Origin of the sequence: Saccharothrix sp. CCNWYY140, assembly GCF_037401995.1 — a bacterium.
GTDB lineage: Bacteria > Actinomycetota > Actinomycetes > Mycobacteriales > Pseudonocardiaceae > Actinosynnema.
Genome location: NZ_JBBEGC010000116.1, coordinates 1 through 23,026, shown reverse-complemented (window position 1 = coordinate 23,026; position 23,026 = coordinate 1). Strand labels below are relative to the sequence as shown.

Sequence of the window (23,026 nt, the reverse complement as noted above, 5' to 3'; positions counted from 1 at the left end):
TAGCCCTTCGGGCAGGCCATACGGGGATGACGGAAGAAGCCCAAGTTGGGAGGTCTGCTGCGCGAGCTTCGTGAAAAGCGCGCCCTGCGGACGCGAAGGGTTGTGTGTGTGGCGAAGAGCTTGCCCTGCGTCTCTGCCCTCGTCTAGGGGAAGGTGACGGTGACGACGAGGCCGCCGCCTTCCCGCGGCACTGCCGTCACCGCGGCGTCGTGGGCCGAGGCGATGGCCTGCACGATGGACAGCCCGAGCCCCAACCCCTCCCCCGACCGGGCACGACCGCCCCGGTGGAAGGGCTCGAAGAGCCGGTCCGCCTCCGTGACCACGGGACCGGTGTTGGTCACCGTCAGCACGCCGCCGCCGCAGGTCACCTCCACCCACCCGCCGGGCACGTTGTGGCGCAAGGCGTTGTCCACCAGGTTTGCCACCAGTCGTTCTGTCAGCGCCCGGTGGCCCGCGACCGGTGACGGGGCGATCGACGCCCGCACCTCCGCATCCCCGGTACGGCGCACCGCGACCACCTCCTCCACGACCTCACCCAAGTCGAACGGGCGGCGGACGTCGATGCCGGCGTGGCTGCGTGCCAGGGTCAGCAGAGCCTCGATCAGCCGTTCCTGCTGCGCGCCGGCGGCCAGCACGCGTTCGTGCGCTGCCCGTAGCGTGGCCACCGTCGCGTCCGGGTCGTCCAGAGCCACCTGGCCGATCGCCCGTTGCCGCGCCAGCGGGGTGCGCAGTTCGTGGGACGCGTTGGCCACGAACTGGCGTTGGGCCCGGAACGACTCCTCCAGGCGGACCAGCAGTTCGTCGAAGGTGTCCCCGAGCTCTTTCAGCTCGTCGTCGGGGCCGGGTAGGGCCAGGCGGCGGTGCAGGTTGGTTGCCGAGATCTGGCGGGCGGTGGTCGTGATCGTGCGCAGGCGGTGCAGGATGCGGCCGGCTACCAGCCAGCCCAGGGCCAGCGCGAGCACCAGTACCAGGGCCAGCGCGAAACCGGACTGGACCATCATCTGGTACAGGACGTCTTCTCGTTGCGCGACAAGGGCTTGCTCGGCCTTCACGAAGACGTGCATGGCCTCGCCGGTGAGCGTGGGGGTTCCAGGCCGGCCCGGGAGTGGGACCAGGCGGTCGATCGGGGTAAGGGCGTGTGAGACCAGGACATAGGTGACGGTCAGCACCGTCGCCCCGCACAGCAGGAAGAGCCCGCCGTACAACAACGTCAGCCGCAGCCGCACGGTCCGCCGCCGCAGCAGCTGCCCCCGACGGCGCATCAGATCCGGTATCCGCTCTTGGCGACCGTCTCGATCAGCGGCGGGTCGCCGAGCTTCGCACGGAGTCGGCTCATGGTGATCTTCACCGCGTGCGTGAACGGGTCCGCGGCCTCGTCCCACACCCGTTCCAGCAGCTCCTCCGCCGACACCGCCCGCCCCTGCGCGGCCAGCAACACCTCCAGCACCCCGAACTCCTTCGGCGCCAGCTCCAGCACCCGGTCACCGCGGGCGGCGCGGCGGCGGGCCGTGTCGACGACCAGGTCGGCGTGCCGCAGGACCGGTGGCGCTACCGGGTGCGCCCGCCGGGCCAGCGCGCCGATCCGGGCGACCAACGCGCGGAAGTCGAACGGCTTGGGCAGGTAGTCGTCCGCGCCCAGGCCGAGCCCGTCGACCAGGTCGTCGGTCGTGGCCGCCGCGGTCAGCATGAGGATCCGGCTGCGGCACCCCGCCTCGACCAGCCGCGCGCACACGTCGTCGCCGTGCGTCCCAGGCAGGTCGCGGTCCAGCACGACCACGTCGTAGTCGGTGCGCAGCGCGCGTTCCAGCCCGCTGGTCCCGTCCAGCGCGACGTCCACGGCCACGTGCGCCCGCCGCAGCCCGGTCGCGACCGTGTGGGCCATCTCCTCGTCGTCCTCCACCACCAGTACCCGCACGCGCGCCAGTATCGCCGGCCCGGGGTTTCGTCGACGTTTCGTCGCCGCTGAAACCACCCCGAAACCCACTCCCCGCTAGAACTCGCACCGCCACTTTTTTCGCACCACAGGGGGTTTTCCCGTGAAGAGAACGTTCACCGCCGGCGCTGCGGCGCTGGCCGTGGCGGTCACGCTGCTCGGTGTCGCGGCGGGTGCGCCGTCCGCCAACGAACAGGCCGAGGCCGCGGCACGGCCGCCGGCGTGCGCCCGCCCCAACCCGGACCAGCCGCCGCCCGCGCCGGGGCCGACGACGGCCACCACGGTGGGCCAGGCCTACTACTGCATCCTCGACAACTACTACAGCGGCCCGGTGCTGGACAGCCGCGACCTCCTGGTGCCCGCGTTCGCCGCGCTCACCCAGGAACTCCAGCGCCGCGGCCTCGACCAGCCCCACGCCACGCTGCCCGCGCTGACCGGCCGCAAGGACGCCGACTGGGCCGCGTTCGCCAAGCTCTACCGGCGGATCGCCGACGCGCTCCCCGACGACGACGCCCGCAAGGCGATCGGGCACGCCGCCATCAAGGCGATGGTCGGGTCGTTGCACGACAACCACGCCCGGTTCCTGAGCGGGTTCGTCGCGAACCTCTACGGGCTGGACCTGTCCCCGATCGTCGGACCGGGCGACATCGACCCGGTGAGCGCCGAACCGGCGTACGTCCTGCGCCTCAACCCCGGCGGTCCGGCCGAGAAGGCGGGCGTGAAGCTGGGCGACGAGGTCGTGGCGATCAACGGGGCTCCCTTGTACAGCAACGGTGTCCTGAACGAGGGTGTGCTCAAGTCGCTGTCCGCCGGCGGTCCGGGGTCCTCGGCGGAGTTCACCGTCCGCCGCCCGGCCACCGGCGAAACCCTCACCCTCACCGCCACCGCGGCCCAGTCCCCGCCCTCCCGGCCGGGCGTCACCTCGCGCCTGGTGGACGGGACCATCGCCTACGTCAGCCTGCCCGGCTTCGCCCCCGACCTGGCCGACCAGGTCCTCGCCGCCATCGCCGAGCTGCGCAAGACGGCCCAGCTGCGGGGTGTCGTCCTCGACCTGCGCGGCAACGGCGGTGGCAGCCCGCAGGCCGTGTCCAAGCTGCTCGGCGCGCTGGCGCACGGCAAGATCACCAGCTACTGGTGCGATGTGAAGGGCAACTGCACCCCGAACCGCACGGACGACTCCGTGGAGCTGCTGAACCTGCCGTTCGTGGCCCTGACCGACCGCCGCTGCGCGTCGGCGTGCGACTCGTTCTCCAGCGCGGTGAAGGACCTGAAGCTGGGCACCCTGGTCGGCACCCGCACGGCCGGCGCGGTCTCCGGCCCCGGCGAGCCCTTCGCCCTGGACAACGGCACCGCGCTGATGCTGCCGAGGTTCCACGAGATCGCCGCGAACAAGGAGATCGTGGACACCATCGGCGTCGCCCCGGACCACTACGCGCCCCTCACGGCAGCCGACCTCTCCGCCGGCCGTGACCCTGGCTTGGACAAGGCGGTGTCGCTGCTCTGACACCCGAGCGGAGCCGGGCCGGCCTGCCGCCCAGCCCGGCTCCGCTCTCCTGATCAGTTCGTGACGAGGTTCCCGGAGCCGACGACGTAGTTCTCGACGCTGCCCGCCGGGAACCCGTACCGGTCGCACACCGCGTTCGCCTCCGCCGTCCAGCCAAGGCGCCGATAGGCCCACACCAACGCCAGCGCACACCTCCGCACCTCGTAGAACCCGTCGTCCTGGCGGAGTTCCCCTTGGCGGACGGCCAACGCCTTGCCCAGCACGGTGATCGACTCCACCCGCCGCTCACAGGCGAGCGACAAGCCGTGCCGCAGGAAGGCGTTCGCACGGTTGGGCGGCTCGTCGTCACGCCTCAGCTCGACGATCCGAGCGGTGTCGGTGACCGCGTCCCGGAAGTGGCCGGCGGCGAGGTCGTTCTCGCCCCGGCCCTCCGCGGCGAGACCACGGCGCTGGTGCAGCCAGGCCAGCACGAGCCGCGCGCGTTGTGGCCGCAGACCGTCGTAACCGTAGGCCACCGCCCAGGTGTCGAGCGCCGAGCGGGCGAGTTCCTCGGCTTCCGCGAGTGCCGAGTCGTCCCCTGATTCGAGCAGCGTGACGGCGAGGTTGTTGCTCACCGACGCCAGTTGCAGGCGTCCTGCGGTCGGCGCGATGGAGGTCCGCCGGGACAGTATCTCGCGCCTCAGCTCGATCGACCGGTGCACGTCACCGGCCCGCAGCGCGGAGTACCCCAGGCTCTCCAACGCTTCCAGCGTGAGGTGGTGGGTCTTGCCGAGGTGCCTCTCGCAGTGCAGCGCCAACTCGTCCATCACGGCGATCGCCCGCGGGTAGTCGCCTTCTTGGGCGGCGGCGGAGTAGCGCGCGTTGAGCAGGTCGCGTCGCGCGATCGGCGACATCATGACCTTCTTCGCCAACTCGTCGCACTCGCCCAGCAACCGCAGCGCCGAGCTGTACGCGTCGACGTCCTCTCGACGCAGCCTGCTCATCGCCAGCGCGCAGCGCGCCCTGATCCGGATGTCGAACCCGGTCCCGAGGTGGTCTTCCGCCAGTTCCAGGGCCTTGCGTGCGTTGGCCTCGCCGGCGGCGCGGCTGACCTCCGTGCGACGAGCAGCGCTCAACTCCAGGTGGCATTCGACAAGCCGGGTCCACGGGACGGGGTCGCTCCGCGACAGCCACTCGATCGCCGAGGACAGGTGGCGGATCGTGTCCAACCGGCGGTGTTCGTGTCGCGCCCGTGCGGCCAACTCCGTCGCACTGCCCGCCGCGGCAACCACGTCGTCTTCCAGGCCCGACTCGGCAAGCGTCACGTGCAGCGCCACGAGGGTGTTGCGGACCAGGCTGTCACCGTCTTCCCGACGCAGCACGGCTTTGATCGCTCGCAGCGCGGCGTGCTTGACGTCGTTCAGCTGGGCGCGCGAGAGCACATGCGGGGCTTGCGAAAGCGCGTGGTCGTGCCGCATCCGCTCGGCGAACTCGATCACCCTCGCCGAACCGTTGGCCGAACGCACCCACCCGGAGTCGAGCGCGTGCTGCGATCCGGACAACGGTCCGACCACCCGAAGGCACTCCTCCAGCACCTCGGCCACCAACGTCTCACCGAGCAGCGCCGCGACGCACAGCACCTGCTGCACACCCACGGGCAGGCTTTCCCAGTGCTCGGTGAGGAGGTCGCCCAGGGTCCCGCCCAGTTCGGCGATCTCCTCCCGGGCCAACGCGATCCGACCGTCGCCGATCGTCGACAGGACACGCGGCGTGTTGAGCATCAGGCGCAGCGCGTACGGGTTGCCGTCCACCCGGTCCGCCAGCAGGTGGACCGTGCCGAGATCCGTGCGCGGGTGGCACCAGAGCAGGAACTCCGCGAGGTCGCCACTGCTCAGCTTGGCCAGTTCCACCGTCGTGACGCCGTCCCGACCGGAGAACCGCCCGAGCAACCGCTGGAACTGGTTCGGCGCGCCGTTCGCGAAGGACCAGGTCGTGGCGATGAACAACACCGGGCACCGCAGCAGGAACGCCTCCTCGATGAACTCCACCGTGGATTTGTCCAGGTCGTGGGCATCGTCGAGCACCACGACGGCCGGCAGACCCCACCGGGCCAGCACCGCCGCCACCTCCGCCGGGCCGGCCGTGCCCCGAGTCGCCGCCTCACCCCGGTGGTCGTCGATCTGCTCGATCAGCGCGGGCAGGGCCGGTGCGGGTGACTTGTCGCTGAGTCGCCCGGAGGCGACGGCCAGCCACAGCCAATCCGGACCTGGGCCGCCGCTCGCCACCACCTTCGGCCGGATCGCCTTGCGTGCCGCGACCAGTTCCACAGTGCTGCCGCCGGACACCTCGCCGACGATGGACTCCGGCCAGTACGCGGGGGCCGCCTGCGCCTCCGCGAGGCTGCGGTAGAACTCTTGGACGATCCGGGTCTTCCCCCACCCCGGCGGAGAGACGTAGACGACCATCCGCGTCGCCCGATCACGTCGCAGCTCCTCGAACTGCCCACGCAACCGGGCCACCTCGGCTCGCCGCTCCGCACCCACGAACACGCGGCCTCCCCTGACGTCACGACGCGTGCTTGGTAGTCGTGACGTCACTGCGGGACGTTACGGAGACGGCGTGGTCAGGAAGGCCTCGACGACCTCCTGCACACGCAGCGCAGACGGGAAGTCGGCCAGTTCGCGCGGGTGTCGGCCGGCGATGGCCTGGGCGAAGTGCGACAGCCTGGTCGCCTCCGAACCCCTGGGGCCGGGAGGGTCCACCGGGGTCCAGTCGCCGCCCTCCGAAACCAGCAGCTCGCCCCAGTTGCGCAGCATGTAGGACCGCTTCGAGCCCCACAGCACCCACTCGTACAGCTCCGGCCCCGCGATGCCGGAGAAGGCGGACACGTGCACAGGGACACCACCGGCGCGCAGGAAACCACGTGCGGCCACCTCGCTCGCCCCGGGGTCGTCGAGCGGGCGGTCCACGCTGACGTCGACCGGGGTCAGCGGGCCGAGCAGGCGGTCGGTCAGGTAGACGAAGTGGGACAGCACCTCGCGGACGAAGCCGCCCTGCTCGGCGCGTGCCAGCCAGGTCGCGTGGGACTGGAAGTGCCGGGGCCAGCGCGGGAAGTGCAGGCGGAGGTCGACGCCCCGGACCTCGCCGACCTCGGTCAGCCGGCGCTCCACCTCCAGCACGCCGTCGCGGTCGGACAGGGCGAAGTTCACCGCCGCCGCGACGCCGTGCCGGGCGACGGCTTCGACCATGCGCCGACCGTCGGCCAGGTCCACCGCCAGCGGTTTCTCGCAGAACACCGCCTTGCCCGCGGTGATGGCGGCGACCACCTGCTCGGCGTGGAAGGCGGGCGGGGTGGCGAAGTAGACCGCGTCCACGTCGGTGCCCTCGACCACCTCCGCCAAGTCGCGCGCGAACGCGACGGTGGGGTGTGCCGCGCGCACGCGGTCCTCGGCGGCCGGGTCCACGTCGAAGACGCGCACCACGGTGAACTCGGGGTGGGTGGCGGCGACGCGGAGCACCTCGGCGCCCATCGCACCGAGCCCGACGACACCCAGACGAACAGGAGCTGGCATGTGGCCCAGTCTTTCCCCCGGCGTTCAGCCGACGCAAATCACCTGTTGGCGGGAGTCCGGTTCGCCGCGTACCGGATGCCGCCGAGCAGCAGGGACCGGAAGTCCGGGTCGGCGAAGATCTCGGCTGTGTGCCCGCTGCCGGTGTAGAACGACCGCCCCTCGCCCACGGTCTTGCACCACGTGTGGGGGTGGTCGGAACCCATCATGCCGCCCGAGTACGTCGACTCATCCACAGTGGACAGGACCTGAACGGTGTCACGGGGGTTCGTGCGGTAGTCGTACCACTCGTCGGTGAGGACCCAGGTCGACGGGAGGTGCGCGGTGGCCGGGTGCGCGTGGTCCTCCACCCGGACCGTCGCACGCTGGACCTCCGGGTGCGACGCGAAGTGCGCGCCGACCAGCTCGGCGTAGAAGGGCCAGTCGTACTCGGTGTCGGCGGCCGAGTGGATGCCGACGAACCCGCCACCGGCCCGGATGTAGGACTCGAACGCGCTCTTCTGCTCCGCGTCGAGCACCTCCCCCGTGGTGTTGAGGAACACCACCACCTCGTACCGGGCGAGGCTGTCGGGAGTGAAGCGGCCCGAGTCCTCCGTGACCGCCACGGTGAAGCCGCAAGCCGCGCCGAGCAGCCGGATCGCCTGGACGCCGGCCGGGATCGAGTCGTGCCGGTAGCCGGTGGTCTTGGAGAACACCAGCACGTTGTACGGCTCTGTCATGTCTTCATCCTCCACGAGTCCGGGCCGGCCCCCTGGGAACAGGGTGCCGGCCCGGACCGTCAGGCGATCAGCGTTGGAGCGTCAGCACGCCCGGTCGCCACGGCAGCATGTTGTAGTCGCCGCCCGCGCTCGGGTTCTTGCCCTGGTAGAGGAACTGCATGTTGCAGGGGTCGATCGTCTTGGTCTGGTCGGGGTTGGTGCGCAGGATGTCACCGTGGCTGATGTCGTTCGTCCAGGTGGCACCGCTGTTCGCCTTGCCCGCGAACGGGTTGCCCTCGCTCGCCGCCTGCGGGGTCCACGAACCGCTCAGGCTGTTGGAGGTGAACGAGCGGAAGTAGCGCCCGTTGGCCCCGATCGCCTCGACGATCATCAGGTACTGGTTCTGGTCCTTGACCTTGTAGACCTCGACCGCTTCGAACAGGTTGTTCGTGCTGTCCGTCATGATCGTGGTGTAGCTCGAGCCGAAGTTGCCGGGGAAGTTGCCGATCGGCATGCTCGCCCGGTAGATGCGGCCGTTGTCACCGGCGAAGAACAGGTACATGTTCGTGCCGTCCGCGATCAGCGTCTGGTCGATCGGGCCGGTGTTGGAGTTCGAGATGCTGCCGGTGAACAGGGCCTGCGGAGCCGACCAGCCGTTGGGGTTGGTCGGGTCGGTCGACGTCCGGTAGCTGAACGCGGTGCTGCCCCACTGGTAGGCCAACACCCAGATGTTCTTCGGGGCGAAGTACAGCAGCGTGGGCGCCACCGTGCCGGAGTTCATCCCCTGCTGGGGCGCCGAAGCCATGTCGGACCAGTTCGCGAAGGTCCCGAAGTTCATCGAGCCGTACTGGCCCGACGTGTTGACCGTGGACCCGTAGACCAGGTGCCGACCGTTGTGCATGACGGTGGTGAAATCCTTGAGCGACACCCAACCCGACCTCGGGTTGGCCAGCACGCCCGTGGACGACCAGCGGTAGGTCGACGGCAGCGAGCAGCCCGGCTGGCCGGTGCCCACGCGGACGAGCTGCCACTGCTGGTTGGACCCGTTCCAGTCGCTGTACTGCACGACCGGCGCGCCGTCGGTGGTCGCCGCGCCCTGGACCTCGACGGCCTTGCCGCTGTTGCGGTTGATCAGCCGGACGTAACCGCTGTCGGAGTCGGCCAGGCGGAACTGCTGGTTGGCCCCGCCGTTGTCGGTCCACTGCTGGATCCGCGCGCCGTCGGCAGTGGACTTGCTGGTCACGTCGAGGACCTTGCCGGAGTTCTTCGACTTCAGCCGGTAGTAGCCGCCGCCGGAGTCCACGAACTGCCACTGCTGGTTGGCGCCGTCGTGGCGGGCGTACTGCTGGATCGCCGCGCCGTCGGCGGTGGACGCACTGGACACGTCGATCGCCTTGCCGCTGTTGCGGTTGACCAGCACGTACCACGCGGTCGTGTCGACGGTAGCCGCCGACGCCGCACCGGTGTTGAGCGCGACCGCCGAGGAGGCCGCGAGCACGGTCGCGAACACGGCGATCAACGCGGACGCCCCACGGCCGCGCCGGACACGAGGACGTGACCCGGTCGGCGGCGCTTGGCCCATCGATCTCACGGTGGTTCTCCTTCGGTGGATTGTTAGCGCTAACATTTCTTAAGTTTCGGTCAATGTAACGAGTCGCACCGCCTCCGTCAACGACGACCGCAACCCACCCTGCGCGATCCCGCCCAGCACCCCGACCTGCGACGTTGTCGAACGCCATTCGACAACGACCCCATCGACGACCACTCGCTCCGGACCGCCGACTGTGGCTCGGACTGGCCCCGGTAACCGAAACGACATATGTCTAGACCGAAACATTCGAAGCGCAAGACGCCAGTCCCACGCAGTGAACTCGGCGAACGTGCGCGGACGGCACGCCTTGTGCCCAGCCGCGCTCCGGCAGGCGAAGTTCGCCCGCACGCACGGCATCGGCGAAAAGCCCTCGCTGAAGTTCTGCGCGAACCAGCCCGACCGGCTGATCGTCCACTCCAGACCGTGGCGTCGATCGCCCGCAAGGTCGGCTACGCCACCGCTTTCGCCCTGAGCGTGGCCTTCAAACGCCTACACGCACCCGCCCCACCGACTACCGCCGCAACAGCCTGCTCACGGCTCGTCGACCGTGATGACAACCTTGGCCCGAGCGTGCTCCAGCTCGAGGTACCGAACCGCCTCGGCCGCCTCGGGCAACGAGTAGGTCCGATCGACAACGGGCACGACCGCACCGGACTCGGCCCACCCGGCCAGTGTCTCCAGGTTCTCCCGACTGGTCTCGGTGTTCAGCATGACCATCCGCTGCCGGACGAACCACGACACCAGCAGGGCCTTGATGGTCAACCCCATCGGCCCAACCAAGCTGCCGCCGTCCGACACCCCACCACCAGACAGCACCAACGTCCCCGAGGGCGTCAACACCCGCCGAAGATCGCCCAACGACCGGTTCCCCACCAGGTCGAACACCAGGTCGTAACGCCGCCCGCCCAAGGCAAAGTCCTCTTTGGTGTAGTCCACAACATGGTCCACACCGATGGACCGAAGCAGCTCCACGTTCCGCGTGCTGCACACCCCAGTCACCTCAGCACCAAGGTGCTTGGCGATCTGCACGGCAAACGTCCCCACACCCCCCGACGCCCCGTTGACCAACACCCGCTGCCCAGGCCCAACCCTCCCCACATCCCGCACCCCGAGCAGGGCAGTATTCCCCGCCAACGGAATAGCCGCCGCCTGCTCAAACGTCAGCCCAGCCGGCTTGCGCGCCACAACCTCCTCGGGAGCACACACGTACTCGGCAAAGGCCCCATCAGCAAACCCAAGATCCCCAAACACCTCATCCCCAGGCCGCACACGGGTCACCCGCCCACCCACCGCCACAACCCGCCCAGCAAAGTCCCGCCCCCGAACCCTCCGCTTGGGCCCAGACCACCCGAACGCCGCCGGCATCACCAGCCGAGCCAACCGAGGGTCCCCACGCATGATGTGCCAGTCAGCAGCATTGACCGAGGCAGCATGCACCCGCACCAACACCTCGCCCTCGGCAGGCACAGGCTGCTCAACGTCCTCCAGCCGTAAGAGGTCGGAAGAGCCGTACCGATCCTGAACGATCGCCTTCATGGAAGCCTCCGCAACGCACACGAGCCCGCACAGAACATCGGCCAACCTGCCGGAAGCGTCAGCACCTGCGGCGACAGTAGGACCACACCACCACCCCAGTCATCAGGGACAAGCCCTAGGGGGCCACACCCCCACCTCACCCTCCGCCCACTCCGCGCGCAGCGCGTGCTCTTCGGCGAAGCCGGCGAGTGGGCAGTCCGCCGGGGAGGACACAACTCAACTTGGGCTTCTTGCTTGTGTCATCCCCGTATGGCCTGCCCGAAGGGCTACCACAGATTTCCCTGGGTGCAGCCGAAAGTTTTTGCGAGGAACGAGCAAAAAGTTTTAGCGGCACCCAGGGAAATCTGTGGTTGGCTTTGCCAGGCCATGCGGGGATGACACAAGCAAGAAGCCCCCGCAGTTGCAGTTGGGTCATCCTTGGCGGTCTGCCCGCCGGCGAGGCGCTTTTGATCTTTGAACGGAACGCTCCCCACACTGCACGCGGGGGCTTGTCGGCTAGCGGACCGATTGGGGGAACCGCAGGATGCCGTCCGGGTCGTACCGCCGTGCCACTGCGCGCAGCCGTGGAAGGTTGTGCCGGTACGCCGTCGCAGCCCAATCCTCTTGCAGCGGATCCAAGTAATTGATGTACGTGCCAGTGCCGATCAACCCAGCCAAGGCCGACTGCGCCTCATCTACCTCTCGAGTCACCTCCTCCTCCGGCAGAGCGCCGACGTTGGCGAAAACCTCCACCGACGTTGGCGCGCCCCGGTGCGGGTAGGCAGTGTCAGTCGGTCCTCTGTGGTCGATTGCGCCGCCCAGAGCACCCACGATCAACAACGCGCTCTGCTTGTCCCGCAACGTGTCCGCGATGGCTGCCGAATCGTCCCACCCACCCTCCGCAATGCGCGATGAGGCACGGAAAGCGTTGCGAGGCGGATGGCCACCGGTCATGATGCTGATCGCGGTCGGGTAGTCGACCTCTGCGTGCTCCAAGGGGGCGTCCAACCCAGCGTCGGCCAGCAACCGACCGATTTCCGCTTGCAGCAGACCAGCCGGGCCTACCGCGCAACCAGTCAGGTCCACCGCGCCATCAGGCATGACCACGCAAACGCTCGACAACTCCTCCGGCCCTGCGACGCTCCACGGCTGCCACGCACCGAGCACGTCCGCCGCCGAACCAGCCGGAAACCGAACCCGAAACACGGTCAGCACACTCGGCGCAGGCACGGTGTCAAACTCGAACGACGTGACCACCCCGAAGTTCCCGCCGCCACCACCCCTCAGCGCCCAGAACAGGTCCGACGCATGGTCAGCGGACGCCGTGACCCGCCGACTGTCCGTGGTAACCACTCGGGCCGAACGCAGCCAGTCACAGGTCAGGCCGTAAGTACGATCCAGCCACCCCAGGCCGCCCCCAAGGGTGAACCCCGCGATGCCCACAGACGGGCAGTTACCCAAAGGCAAGCACCGGCCAGCGGCAACCAGTGCCGCGTAGACATCCCGCAAGCGCGCGCCGGCGCCGACCACCACAGTGCCATCGGACCGGACCTCGACCCTCGCCATCGGCGCCAGGTCGATCACCAAACCCTGGTGCGGCGTGGAGTAAGCGGCATAGCTGTGCCCGCCGCTCCTGGCCGCCACGGGAATCTCAAACCGGCGGGCTTCCGCCAGGCAGTGCTGCACGTCCTCGGGCCGCACGCAACGGGCGATCGCAGCAGGCCGGTGGTGGTCGAACAGGGAGTTGAACGGCAGCCGCGCGGGGTCATACCCGGCGTCACCGGGCAACAGCAGCTCACCCGACAACCGGGACCGCAACCGAGCCCAACGCCCGCCAACCGACGCCCCACCACCCCCAGCAGAACCGCCCCCAACCAACGCAGGACCGCCCGCAACCGCCTCAGGACCACCCGCAGCCACCGCCGCGCCCCCAGCCACCGCCGCACCCGCCCAACGCAAGACCTTCCGACGGGAAAGCGCCAACACCAACCTCCTCCGAACACAACGGAGGGCGCGACCGCGCCGTCGCGCCCGTCCCCGTCGAACCGTCAGTTGTACGGGTTGTCGTAGAACGCACTACGCGTGATCGTCTTCACGCGATTAGTTGCACCGTCGTAGTACAAGCCCTCAAATACCAGGCGCACGTTCTGCACCACGCCGGGGTAAGGGAAGTCCGCAGCGATGGTCCCGGACTCGTAGAAGTACTGGTGCGGCGACCCGTTGACCTCGATGCGCAGCTTGGTGTCCACGTAGCTGGACTGCCGGTACATCGTCGCGTCGATCCGGTAGAGGGTGTTGCCGTCGTCGAAACGGATCGAGCCGACCATCCGTCCGACCAGCGTCTCCACTCCGGTGGACGAGTAGCCGCGCAGCTGGATGTCGATCGGCTGGGCCGCGCCCAGGGTGGCTTGGGCCGGGGCCGCGGAGATCGCGCCGGCCACCAGTGCGGCGCTCAGCATTCCGGTCAGGCGTAACAGGAGCTTCAACTTCATCGGTGTGTGCTCCCTCTCAAGGGGGTTGGGCGCTCACTTTCGCATGTGCGGCAACGGTTTGCTGTGAGCCGATCGGACGCGAACGCGTCCGATCGGCTACGAAACTGTTGCGCAATAACACGTCCGTGTGAACGCCCGCTACGCCGCTCGGCTCAGCTCGTCGTCCCCGTCACCGTGCTGCCCGACTTCGTGATGTAGTACGTCACCCGCGCGCCACTCCAATAGTGGAATGTGAGCGTCACTCGCGCGTTGTCCCTCACCTCGGCGAAGAACTCCGGCTTCAGCAAGGTGGTGCCGGCGGTGTAGTTCGGGGCGAAGGTGTAGTCGAACTCCTTGAAGGAGGTCCAGTTTTGCGGTCCGGCGTTGGTGCCGTCCGCGTACTTCGCCTCCATCGTGGCCAGCAGGTCGCCGCGGTAGTTCGTCGGGATCGCGAACGAGCCCGTGGTGCCGGTGGCGTTCGACAGGATCGGCGTGTCGTAGGTGATCAGGTTGATCCGCCACGGCACGCCTTGCGAGAACCGGGCGTGCAGCATCGCGTTGGTGCCATAAGCCCGCGACCCGCTCAGCCTGGTGATCAACGCCGCCGTCAGGGTGAGCTGGTCACCGGAAACGGTGTAGTCGGTGCCGCGCACCAATTCCGTCGAACCCTGGCTCAAGCCGACGAACGACGTCCCGTTGAGGTTGAGCGTGAGGGACTTCGCCGTGATGGCCGACGACTTGGCGCTGAACACCTGGTCGGAGGACGCCGTGCCGGAACGGGTCGTCCAGCTCGACTTGATCTGGGCGATGAGTTCCGGGTCGCTCCACTGGAAGGACGTGCGACCCAGGTGCTGCCCGTTGTCCCACAACATTGTGGTGATCTTCTTCGTGCGGGCGTAGTGGCCCAGGAACTCGAAGAACTTCAGCTTCTCGCCCTGCTGGATGGTGCCGGTGTGCCGGTCGAAACCGAGCAGGCCGTACTCGCCGAGGATCACCGGGATGCCGCGTGCGATGAACGTGTTGTAGACGCGGTCGAACGTGTCGGTCAGGTCCTTCTGCGCGGTGGCGTCGAAGCGCGTGCCGCCGGCGACGTTCACGCTGAACGGCCAGTAGCCGTAGTTGTGGATCGTCGCGATGAGGTTGGGGTCGTTGTAGCCGTTCATGGACGCGGCGAGCGCGTCCAGCCGGGCCTGGTCGCCGGAGGTGTGCAGGCTGGGCAGCACGAGCAGGCGGGTGGCGTTGTTGCCGCCCGACCGGCGCACGATGTCGCGGAAGGACGTGTTCAGCTCGTGCAGCAACTGGTCGCCGCGGGTGACGTCCACGTTGGCGAACTGAGGCTCGTTGACGCTCTCCAGGACCAGCTTCGGCGAGGCGTCCTTGAACGCGGCGGCGAGCTGGGTCCAGGTCGCGTTGTAGCGCGCGAGCACGTTCGTGCGGTCGGACGGCAACGCGTTGACCCACTGCCACGAGTCGTGGTGGATGTTGATCATCACGTAGAAGCCGTCCGCCAGCGCCCAGCCGACGACCTCCTTGACGCGGTTGAGGTAGGCGGTCTCGATCGTGTAGCTCGGCGCGCCGCCCTGGTGCTGGCCCCACGTCACCGGGATGCGGATGCTCTTGAAGCCCTGCGCCTTCACGTTGTCCAGCAAGGCTTCCGTGATGCGCGGGTTGCCCCACGACGTCTCGTCGGAGCCGGTGGCGTCCAGCGAGTTGCCGAGGTTCCACCCCGGCTGCATCGCGGCGACCTCCTCCATCGCGTTGCCCGGCACCGGGTTCGTGCTAGTAGTGGTCGTCGTGGTGGTGGTGGTCGTGGTGCCGCCGTTGCAGGTGACCCCGTTGAGGGCGAACGACGAAGGCGCCGTGTTGGTGCCCGTCCACGAGGCGTTGAAGCCGAAGGAGACGGACGCGCCGGTCGCGATCACGGCGTTGTAGCCGACGTTGACCGCGGTCGCCTGGCTGCCCGAGGAGGTGACCGTCGCGTTCCACGCCTGGGTGACCTGCTGGCCCGAGGGCCACGTCCACACCAGCCGCCAGCCGTCGACGCGGTCGCCGAGGTTGGTCACGCTGACGTTGGCGCTGAACCCGCCGGACCACTGGTTCGCGACCGAGTAGTCGACCCGACACCCCTGCGCGGCTTCCGCCTCGCTCACCGCCACCAGTCCGATGCTGGTCGCGAGCGCCGTCACCCCGGCGACCAGCAACCCGAAGTGCCGACGCAGTGACCGCGCCCCGTTGCGCATTCCCGCCATGACGCCCCTCGCATTCGTGCGACTACGTGGCCATGAGGTTTCCGGGCGGAACGCGGCCCAGGCAAGGATTCGAAGCGCTTCGACAAGCGTCGGGATTTTCTCGACGCGGAATTCGAATCGAAATCGACGAACGCAGATCGAATGGCCGGCCGGACCGGTGCGCCGACCTGCACACGCCCAGCGGTTCTCCGCAAGGCGACCGACCTGCGGTCATTCTCGTCGAACGGGAATCGATGCCCCTGTCGAACCATGCCGAACCGGCGGGTACACCGGGGGATCGTTCGTCGCTCCGGACGAGCGTTGACGCCGCTCCTGCCGGTGCTCCACGATGACCGCATCTGCGGCGTAAGGGGTGACCATGCACGGTCGTTCGTGGCATAGGAAAGCGCTTACCTGGTGGCGTGTGGTCGTTTCACTGGTGCTGGCCGCCGGCCTGGTGACCGTCGTCCCCCAGGCGGCGCACGCCTCCACCAACCAGTTCCGGGGCGTCAACTGGGCCGACCCCCGGGACAACTTCGTCAACGGCGTGCTCTACCTGTCCGGGCTCAGCGCCACCGACACGTACTCCTCGGCCTCCGTCGTCGGCAGCCAGGTCGTCGGGCAGCTGTACTCGATCACCGGGGCCAACACGGTCCGCATGCCGATCAACGAACCCACGGTCGCCAACTACTGGGGCACCTACACCGGCGCCATCGACGCCGCGCTCGCCAAGGGCAAGGTCATCCTCGCCTACTGGGCGTACACGGGCGGCAGGCCGCAGAACACGACGGCGTTCAACCAGATGTGGGACAGGGTGATCGCGCAGTACGGCAGCAACCCGAACGCCTACTTCGAGGTCATCAACGAGCCGCACGGGTACAGCACGACCGACCTGAACAACATGTACAACTCGTGGCTGGGCCGGTACTCCTCCGTGCCGCGCGGCCGGGTGATCCTCGACGGGGCCGGGTTGGCGCAGAACGTGCCCGCGGTGGGCGGCGACAGCCGGTTGAACGGCACGCTGCTCGCGGTGCACGACTACTCCTTCTTCGCCGGGTACGAGAGCGAAACCGAGTGGGCGAACCACATCGGCGGCTACATCGGCAACTACGCCGACCGCACCATCGCCACCGAGTGGGGCGGCGCGATGAGCCCCGGCACCAAGAACGGCGTCTACTTCGACCGCATCGACTACAACGTGCCCAGCGGGTCGTACATGTCCGACTACATCCGCGGGGTCAGCAGCAAGCTGCGCAGCCTCGGGATGGGCAGCGTGTACTGGCCGGGCCTGCGCGACGGCGACTGGTACAGCCTGACCACCAGGGCCGGCAGCGGCGCGGACACCAGGCTGACGCTGACCAACGCGTCCGGCCTGTCGCGCCTCCAGTACTCGTGGGGCGTCGGCGACGGCGGCACCACCGTGGCCAAGATCCGCAACGTCGCCACCGGCCTGTTCATCGACGGCATGGGCACCACCACCAACGGCACGCCCGCCGGCCAGCGCACCGCCGGCACCGCGCCCGACCAGCAGTGGATCATCGAGAACGCGGGCAACTACGTGCGCATCAAGAACGCGGCCACCGGCCTCTACCTGGACGGCGCCGGCCAGACCTCCAACGGCGCCAACGCGAGCCAGTGGGCGTCCAGCACCAGCAACAACCAGCAGTGGACCATCGTCACCGGCGCCACCAACGGCAACGACATCCGCATCCGCAACCGCGCCACCGGCCTCTACCTGGACGGCATGGGCCGCACGACCAGCGGCGCGAACGTCGGCCAGTGGAGCGACAGCGGCAGCAACAACCAGAAGTGGCGCATCACGTCGGTCGGCTGACAGCCCCTCGACGCCCTGAGCCCTCAATCCGTGCACCAGCCCAGCCCGCCGCCCCGCCGTTCGGTCTATTCCGAACGGCGGGGCGGCGGGCAGACTGGGGGCAGGGAGGGGTCGGGGGATGAACGGGCTGGGCGGTGATCCGCTCGACCACAGTGTGGTGCGGTTGCGGGCTGGTGAGCAGGTCCTGGGGGCGGGCTTCCTGGTTGCGCCCGATGTCATCGCCACCTGCGCGCATGTCGTGGACGGCGTGACGCCGGTCGCCGACTTCCCCATGTTGGGTGGCACCAACCATGCCGTGCACGTGTTGCAGGTGGACCCCGACGCCGATGTCGCGATCCTGAGGGTGACCGACCCGCCGCCCGGCGCATTACCCGTGGCGGCGCGGATCAGCGGGGACGTGCGCGGACACCGGTTCCGCACGTTCGGGTTTCCCCGTGCGCTGCCGGACGGGCGGTGGGTGACAGGGCGGCTGGTCGGTGCGCAAGCGGGTGGGCGCATCCAGATGGCGCTGGACCCCGGTGGGCGGATCGAGCGGGGGTTCAGCGGCGGGCCGGTGTGGGACGAGGAGTCGGCCGGTGTGGTCGGCATGGTCGTGACCTACATGGGTGGCGACCACACCGTGGCGCACCTGGTGCCCACGACGGCGCTGGGAGACACCTGGACGGCTCCCCCGCGCAACCCGTACCCGGGGCTGCGCCCGTTCGGCGAGGACGACGCCGCGCTGTTCCACGGCCGGGACGAGGACGTGGAGCGGCTGGTGCGGCTCCTGGGACGGCAGGACGTCGTCGCGGTGGCCGGGCCGTCCGGCAGTGGCAAGTCGTCGCTGGTCCGGGCCGGGCTGGTGCCGCGGCTGCGGGAGGACGGCGCGCACGTCCACTACCTCGGCCCGAACGACCCCGTGCCCGCCGCACCCGAGCCGGGGACCGTGCTGGTGCTCGACCAGTTCGAGGAGACCGTGGTCGCGGCCCCGGCGGCGGCGCGGGAGCGGCTCGCCGCGATCACGGGGCTCGTCGCCGGCGCGCGGGAGGTGCGGGCGGTGCTCACGCTGCGGTCGCGGTCGTTGGACGACCTGATCGCGAAGGACACCGTCGACGGGCTCAACCGGGCGGTGTGGTTCCTCGACCCGATGTCCCGGGAGCAGCTCGCCGCCGCCATCGAAGGGCCGGCCGCCACGGTGGGCGGGCTGGCGTTCGAATCGGGGCTGGTGCAGCGCATCCTGGACGACACCGCGGCCGAGCCGGGTTCGTTGCCGCTGGTGTCGCTGGTGCTCGACCAGCTGTGGCAGCACCGGCACGGCGGCTGGCTGACCCACGCCGCGTACGAGGAACTCGGCCGCGTTCCCGGTGCGCTGACCACCGCGGCCGAGGACGCCGTGCGCTCACTGGAGCCCGCCCGACGCTCGGCGGCCCGCCGCCTGCTCACCAGCCTGACCCGCGCCGACGGCGAAGGCGGCCACGCCCGACGCGCCACCCTCCTGGCCGACCTGGACCAAGACCTCCGCGACACCGCGCACGACCTCGCAGCCAAACGCCTGGTCGTCGTCCAGGACGAGACCGTCAACCTGGCCCACCAGGCCCTGATCGACCATTGGCCGCAACTGCGCGCCTGGCTCGCCGAGGACGCGAAGTTCCTGACCTGGCGGGCGAAGCTGCGCGACCTGCGCGACGCCGGGGGCGTGCTGCGGGACGTGGCGCTGGCCGAGGCGTCCGGCTGGCTGCGCGACCGGCCGCAGGACATCCCCGAGGACCAGCGGCAGTTCATCCGCCGCAGCGCCGCGGCCCAGCGGCGGGCGCAGTACCGGTGGCGCACGATCACCGCGGTGTCCGTGGTCCTGACCCTGGTCGCGAGCGTGCTGGTCGTGGTGGTGCTGCGCACCAACGTCACCCTCGACGACCGGCTGCGGTCCATCAACGCGGCGACGCTGGCGGAGGCCGCCAACCAGGCGACCGGCACCTACCCGGCCAAGGCACTGCAACTGGCGCTGGCCGCGTGGCGCGAACACCCCGGCAGCGTCGAGGCGTGGGGCGCGCTGCTCCAGCAACGCCTGTACTGGCGGGGCGTGGACCGCGTGCTCCCCGGTCCGCCGTTCGCGAACGTGCAGGACGTCCTGGCCACCGGCGACGGCCGCGTGGTCGTCCTGACCCCGGTCGACAACGGCGACGCGGCGACGGTGTGGCGGGACCTGCTGGGCCCGAACCCCACCAGCCGGCGGATCCCGACCACCAGCGGGACCACGTTCACCCTGAGCCCCGACGGCCGGGTGCTCGCGGCACGCGACCAGCAGGACGGGTTGCGGGTGTGGGACCTGGACCGGTCCGCCGGCCCGGTGGCGCTGACCCCCGGCGCGTCGGTGGAACACCTCGGGTTCAGCGCGGACGGCCGGTACCTCGCCGCCGTGCCCACCGAGTCGACACCGCCGGAGTCGTTGCTGCTCTGGGACCTCCGGGACCTCACCGCCGCGCCCACCCGGCACGCGTTCCACTCCGGGCCCAGGGTCGAGCAGCTGCGGCCGTCACTGGACGGCCGGTCGGTGGTGACCGTCGAGCCGATCGGCCCTGACCACGCGGCGGTGACCCGAGACCTCGCGACCGGCACCGTCCTCCAGACCTCGCCCGCCGCCCCCCGAACCAACATCACGCTCCTCGACGGCGGAACGAAGACGGCCGTCTGCGCCGACGCGAAGCTGACCGTCCACGACTCGTTCTCCGGCGCGACAACTGAGCAGCCCATCGCCGAGGGACCGTGCTACCTGGACGCCGGCGGCCGGTACCTGGTCCAGGGCCGGTCCCTGCTGGACTGGAGCACGGGTTCCTGGCACACGCTGGAGAACTTCCCGGAGATCGGCCCTTGGGACGCGCCACCGCTGTTCGTCCCGGCGGGCGACAACGGGCTCACCGCGCTGTCGGCCCGCAACGGCGTCGTGCAGATCAGCACCCCGCGCACCATCCCCGGCCGACTCGACCCCGTGCCCCAGGCGGGCTCCGCGACCGCCGATGGCAGCCGTTGGGTCACGTACGCCCGTCCAGACCTCCGCACGGACCAGGGCCAGATAGTGCTCACCGATGCCGTGGGCACCGTCCTGCACCGCGCACCCCTCCCGGACCACCCGAACGGCGTGTTCTTCGACGGCACCGGAGAACGAGTCCTGGTGGTGGACCGCGGGACATTGCGCGTCTTCCGCACGGACGGCCTGGTGCCCGAGCGGGAGGTCCCCCTGCCGTACCCGCCGGGCCGCGAGGGCGACCAGTCCAACACCGGGAACGCTTCCCTCCACACCACCCCGGACGGCGTCACGCTGATCAGCCACCTCAACGTGCTGTCGTTCTGGGACGTCGCCACCGGCACTCAGACCGCGCCCCCGACCGTCCTGGATCCACCAAAGGAGTGGCTCTCCCTGTCCGGCGGCCCGGAAGTCGTGCTGCGCCCCGGACACGACCACCTCCTGATCCAGACCGACAAAGGCTTGGAACTGTGGGACTTCCGCGCCCGCGAACGACTGCACACCTTCGACAACAGGGGCGCCGGCACACCCGTGGTGTCCGAAGACGGCACCGTGGCGGCCGTGCAGCACTCCGGCTCGACCGCCATCGACCTGTTCGACCTGGTGGGCCGGAAACCCCTGGGATCGCTGAACGTCACGAACCAGGAACCCGTCGGGATCACCGGGGACCACCTGTTCACCAAGGAAAACCCAGGCGACTCGCAGGTGTGGAACTGGAAGCAGCGGAAACAGGTCGCCGCCCTCGACCTCAGGACCAACACCGAGATCCAGGAGGTCGAGGGCGACGTGTACTACCCCGACACCCGCCCCGGCCACCGCGACCCCATCACCCTCGACCCGACCGCGTGGTTCGACCACCTGTGCCAACTGTCCGACCGCGACTTCACCGACGACGAACGAGCCGCCCTACCCGAGGGCGTGGACCCAAGACGGCCCTGCGCCCGCTGACACCTGCGGCCGAACGGGTTGCCCCCATCCTCGGAAGAGCGAATTCCGCACAAATCGGCATTCACGACGATTGCCGTTGCGCCACAAGGGTTTTACCCCTTCGTGTAATGGTCGCTGGTCTGCGGGGTCGGTAGCTTCGGGACATCCCCAGCCCTCGCACGAAGGAGTGCGCAATGGACTTCGACGCCTTGAGCCTGCTCCGCGACGGACTCCCGGACACCCGCGCACCCCGCCGCCGCGTAGTAGTCGTGGGGGCGGGGATGGCCGGCCTCACCACCGCCCTGCTGCTCAAGGAGGCGGGCCACGAGGTGGTCGTGCTGGAGGGCCAGAACCGGGTGGGCGGGCGCATCCTGACCCATCGAGGCTTCTCCGGGGAGATGTACGGCGAGTTCGGCGCGATGCGCTTCCCCCGACAGCACCCGCTGGTGCAGCACCTGATCGTGGACAAGTTCGGCCTGGAGACCGCGCCGTTCCCGATGTACGACGAGGACACGTTCATCTTCCTCCAGGGCAAGGGCGTCCGCCGCAGCCAGTTCGACGCAACGTCGTTCCGCTTCGACCTAGCACCAGACGAGAAGGACAAGACACCGCACGAGCTCCTGCGGCAGATCGTGCACCCCCTGGTGGAGGTCGTGGAGGGCGACGAGCCGGACCGCGCGTGGCACAGACTGCTGGAGGAGTTCGACCGCTACACCCTGCTGGGCTTCCTCAAGGAACGGGGAGTCAGCGACGGCGCGTTGGCCATGCTGGGCCCACTGTTCAACCTGGAGGGCCGCTACCACTTCTCACTCCTGGAGTGGTTCGCGCACTACTACGAGGACGTCTTCGGCGACTTGGTCTACCTCCCGGCAGGTGCCGACGCCCTACCCCGCGCGTTCGAGCCGTTCCTGATGGACGACATCCGTTTCGGCGCGGTCGTGCAGGGCGTAGACCAGTCCGAATCCGACGTGCAGGTGCACTACAGAGTAGGCCGCGAGACACGAACGCTAACGGCCGACGAGTGCGTGGTAACGGTCCCTTTCGCCGGCCTGCGCCACATGGAGATCTCAGGCCTGGACCCGGACAAGTGGTACGCCATCCGCAACACCTACTACGGCCGGGCACACAAGCTGTTCATGCAGTTCAGCGAACGCTGGTGGGAAACCCGCTATGGAATCACCCACGGCGCCACCGTAACCGACCTGGCAATCCGCAACGTAGTCTACCCACCCGCAGGCCAGGACCGCCGCTACGGCAAGGGAGTGATGATCGCCTCCTACTGCTGGGAGCAGGACAGCATGCCGTACACCCCTCTGGCAGGCGAGGAATGCGTGCTCCAGGCCCTGGAAGACCTCTCAAAGATCCACCCGGAGGCAAGGGAAACCTTCGAGTTCGGCATCTACAAGGACTGGGCCCTGGACTGGTTCGCCTGCGGCATCGGCCCTCTGTTCCGAGCCTACGAGATGAGCGAATCCTCCTACGAAGACGTCATCCGCCCAGTAGGCAGAGTCTGGTTCGCCAACGACGCCTGCGACCGCCGCCACCGGCGCTGGGCAGAGGGCTCGGTCAAGGCCGCAATCAAAAACGCCTACGCCCTACACACCGGCCTACGCGACGAACTCCCCTGGAAGGACTAGGCCCCCCACCCACCGCGCGCACCGCCGCCCTTCGGCGAAGCCGGCGAGCGGGCAGTCCGCCAGGGAGGACACAACTCAACTTGGGCTTCTTGCTTGTGTCATCCCCGTATGGCCTGCCCGAAGGGCTACCACAGATTTC

Annotated in this window: 14 protein-coding genes; 4 read left to right on the top strand and 10 right to left on the bottom strand. The window is 69.2% G+C overall.

Annotated elements, in window-relative coordinates; translation table 11 throughout:
• Positions 1 to 143: 143 nt before the first annotated feature.
• Both WBN91_RS32070 and WBN91_RS32065 read right to left on the bottom strand, forming a co-directional pair.
• Positions 144 to 1,262 carry a sensor histidine kinase gene (locus WBN91_RS32070; protein WP_337728997.1) on the bottom strand — a complete coding sequence of 373 codons (1,119 nt, stop codon included), beginning with the start codon at positions 1,260 to 1,262 and terminating at the stop codon, positions 144 to 146.
• Positions 1,262 to 1,915, bottom strand: coding sequence for a response regulator transcription factor (locus WBN91_RS32065; RefSeq protein ID WP_121230298.1), 654 nt, complete (start codon positions 1,913 to 1,915; stop codon positions 1,262 to 1,264). Before WBN91_RS32065 ends, WBN91_RS32070 begins: the two co-directional genes overlap by 1 nt.
• Positions 1,916 to 2,036: 121 nt before the next feature.
• Here WBN91_RS32065 and WBN91_RS32060 point away from each other — a divergent pair, with 121 nt between their 5' ends.
• Positions 2,037 to 3,437, top strand: a complete 1,401-nt coding sequence (locus tag WBN91_RS32060) for a S41 family peptidase (RefSeq protein WP_337728996.1) — start codon at positions 2,037 to 2,039, stop codon at positions 3,435 to 3,437.
• Between the two features lie 53 nt (positions 3,438 to 3,490).
• Here the strand turns inward: WBN91_RS32060 and WBN91_RS32055 are convergent, their stop codons facing one another.
• The 8 genes from WBN91_RS32055 to WBN91_RS32020 form a co-directional block, all read right to left on the bottom strand.
• On the bottom strand, positions 3,491 to 5,965 hold the full coding sequence (locus tag WBN91_RS32055) for an ATP-binding protein (protein WP_337728995.1): 2,475 nt from the start codon (positions 5,963 to 5,965) through the stop codon (positions 3,491 to 3,493).
• A 57-nt stretch (positions 5,966 to 6,022) separates the two neighbouring features.
• Positions 6,023 to 6,988: a Gfo/Idh/MocA family protein gene (locus WBN91_RS32050; RefSeq protein WP_337728994.1), complete on the bottom strand. Its 966-nt coding sequence runs from the start codon at positions 6,986 to 6,988 to the stop codon at positions 6,023 to 6,025.
• A 38-nt stretch (positions 6,989 to 7,026) separates the two neighbouring features.
• Complete coding sequence (locus tag WBN91_RS32045) at positions 7,027 to 7,704, bottom strand: ThuA domain-containing protein (RefSeq protein WP_337728993.1); 678 nt, start codon at positions 7,702 to 7,704, stop codon at positions 7,027 to 7,029.
• 67 nt (positions 7,705 to 7,771) lie between these two features.
• Positions 7,772 to 9,265 (bottom strand): non-reducing end alpha-L-arabinofuranosidase family hydrolase, encoded by a 1,494-nt coding sequence (locus WBN91_RS32040; protein WP_337728999.1) that lies wholly within the window; start codon positions 9,263 to 9,265, stop codon positions 7,772 to 7,774.
• 540 nt (positions 9,266 to 9,805) lie between these two features.
• Positions 9,806 to 10,810: an NAD(P)-dependent alcohol dehydrogenase gene (locus WBN91_RS32035; protein ID WP_337728998.1), complete on the bottom strand. Its 1,005-nt coding sequence runs from the start codon at positions 10,808 to 10,810 to the stop codon at positions 9,806 to 9,808.
• A gap of 495 nt (positions 10,811 to 11,305) precedes the next feature.
• Complete coding sequence (locus tag WBN91_RS32030) at positions 11,306 to 12,595, bottom strand: FAD-binding oxidoreductase (protein WP_337729282.1); 1,290 nt, start codon at positions 12,593 to 12,595, stop codon at positions 11,306 to 11,308.
• A 242-nt stretch (positions 12,596 to 12,837) separates the two neighbouring features.
• Entirely contained in the window at positions 12,838 to 13,281 is a 444-nt protein-coding gene (locus tag WBN91_RS32025) for a hypothetical protein (RefSeq protein WP_337729281.1), read from the bottom strand.
• A 152-nt stretch (positions 13,282 to 13,433) separates the two neighbouring features.
• On the bottom strand, positions 13,434 to 15,509 hold the full coding sequence (locus WBN91_RS32020) for a cellulase family glycosylhydrolase (RefSeq protein WP_337729280.1): 2,076 nt from the start codon (positions 15,507 to 15,509) through the stop codon (positions 13,434 to 13,436).
• Between the two features lie 403 nt (positions 15,510 to 15,912).
• Here WBN91_RS32020 and WBN91_RS32015 point away from each other — a divergent pair, with 403 nt between their 5' ends.
• The 3 genes from WBN91_RS32015 to WBN91_RS32005 all read left to right on the top strand — a co-directional run bounded on the left by WBN91_RS32015 (position 15,913) and on the right by WBN91_RS32005 (position 22,887).
• On the top strand, positions 15,913 to 17,322 hold the full coding sequence (locus WBN91_RS32015) for an RICIN domain-containing protein (protein ID WP_337729279.1): 1,410 nt from the start codon (positions 15,913 to 15,915) through the stop codon (positions 17,320 to 17,322).
• 118 nt (positions 17,323 to 17,440) lie between these two features.
• Positions 17,441 to 21,271, top strand: coding sequence for an nSTAND1 domain-containing NTPase (locus tag WBN91_RS32010; protein WP_337728787.1), 3,831 nt, complete (start codon positions 17,441 to 17,443; stop codon positions 21,269 to 21,271).
• Between the two features lie 173 nt (positions 21,272 to 21,444).
• Positions 21,445 to 22,887 (top strand): flavin monoamine oxidase family protein, encoded by a 1,443-nt coding sequence (locus tag WBN91_RS32005; RefSeq protein WP_337728788.1) that lies wholly within the window; start codon positions 21,445 to 21,447, stop codon positions 22,885 to 22,887.
• Positions 22,888 to 23,026 lie beyond the last annotated feature (139 nt).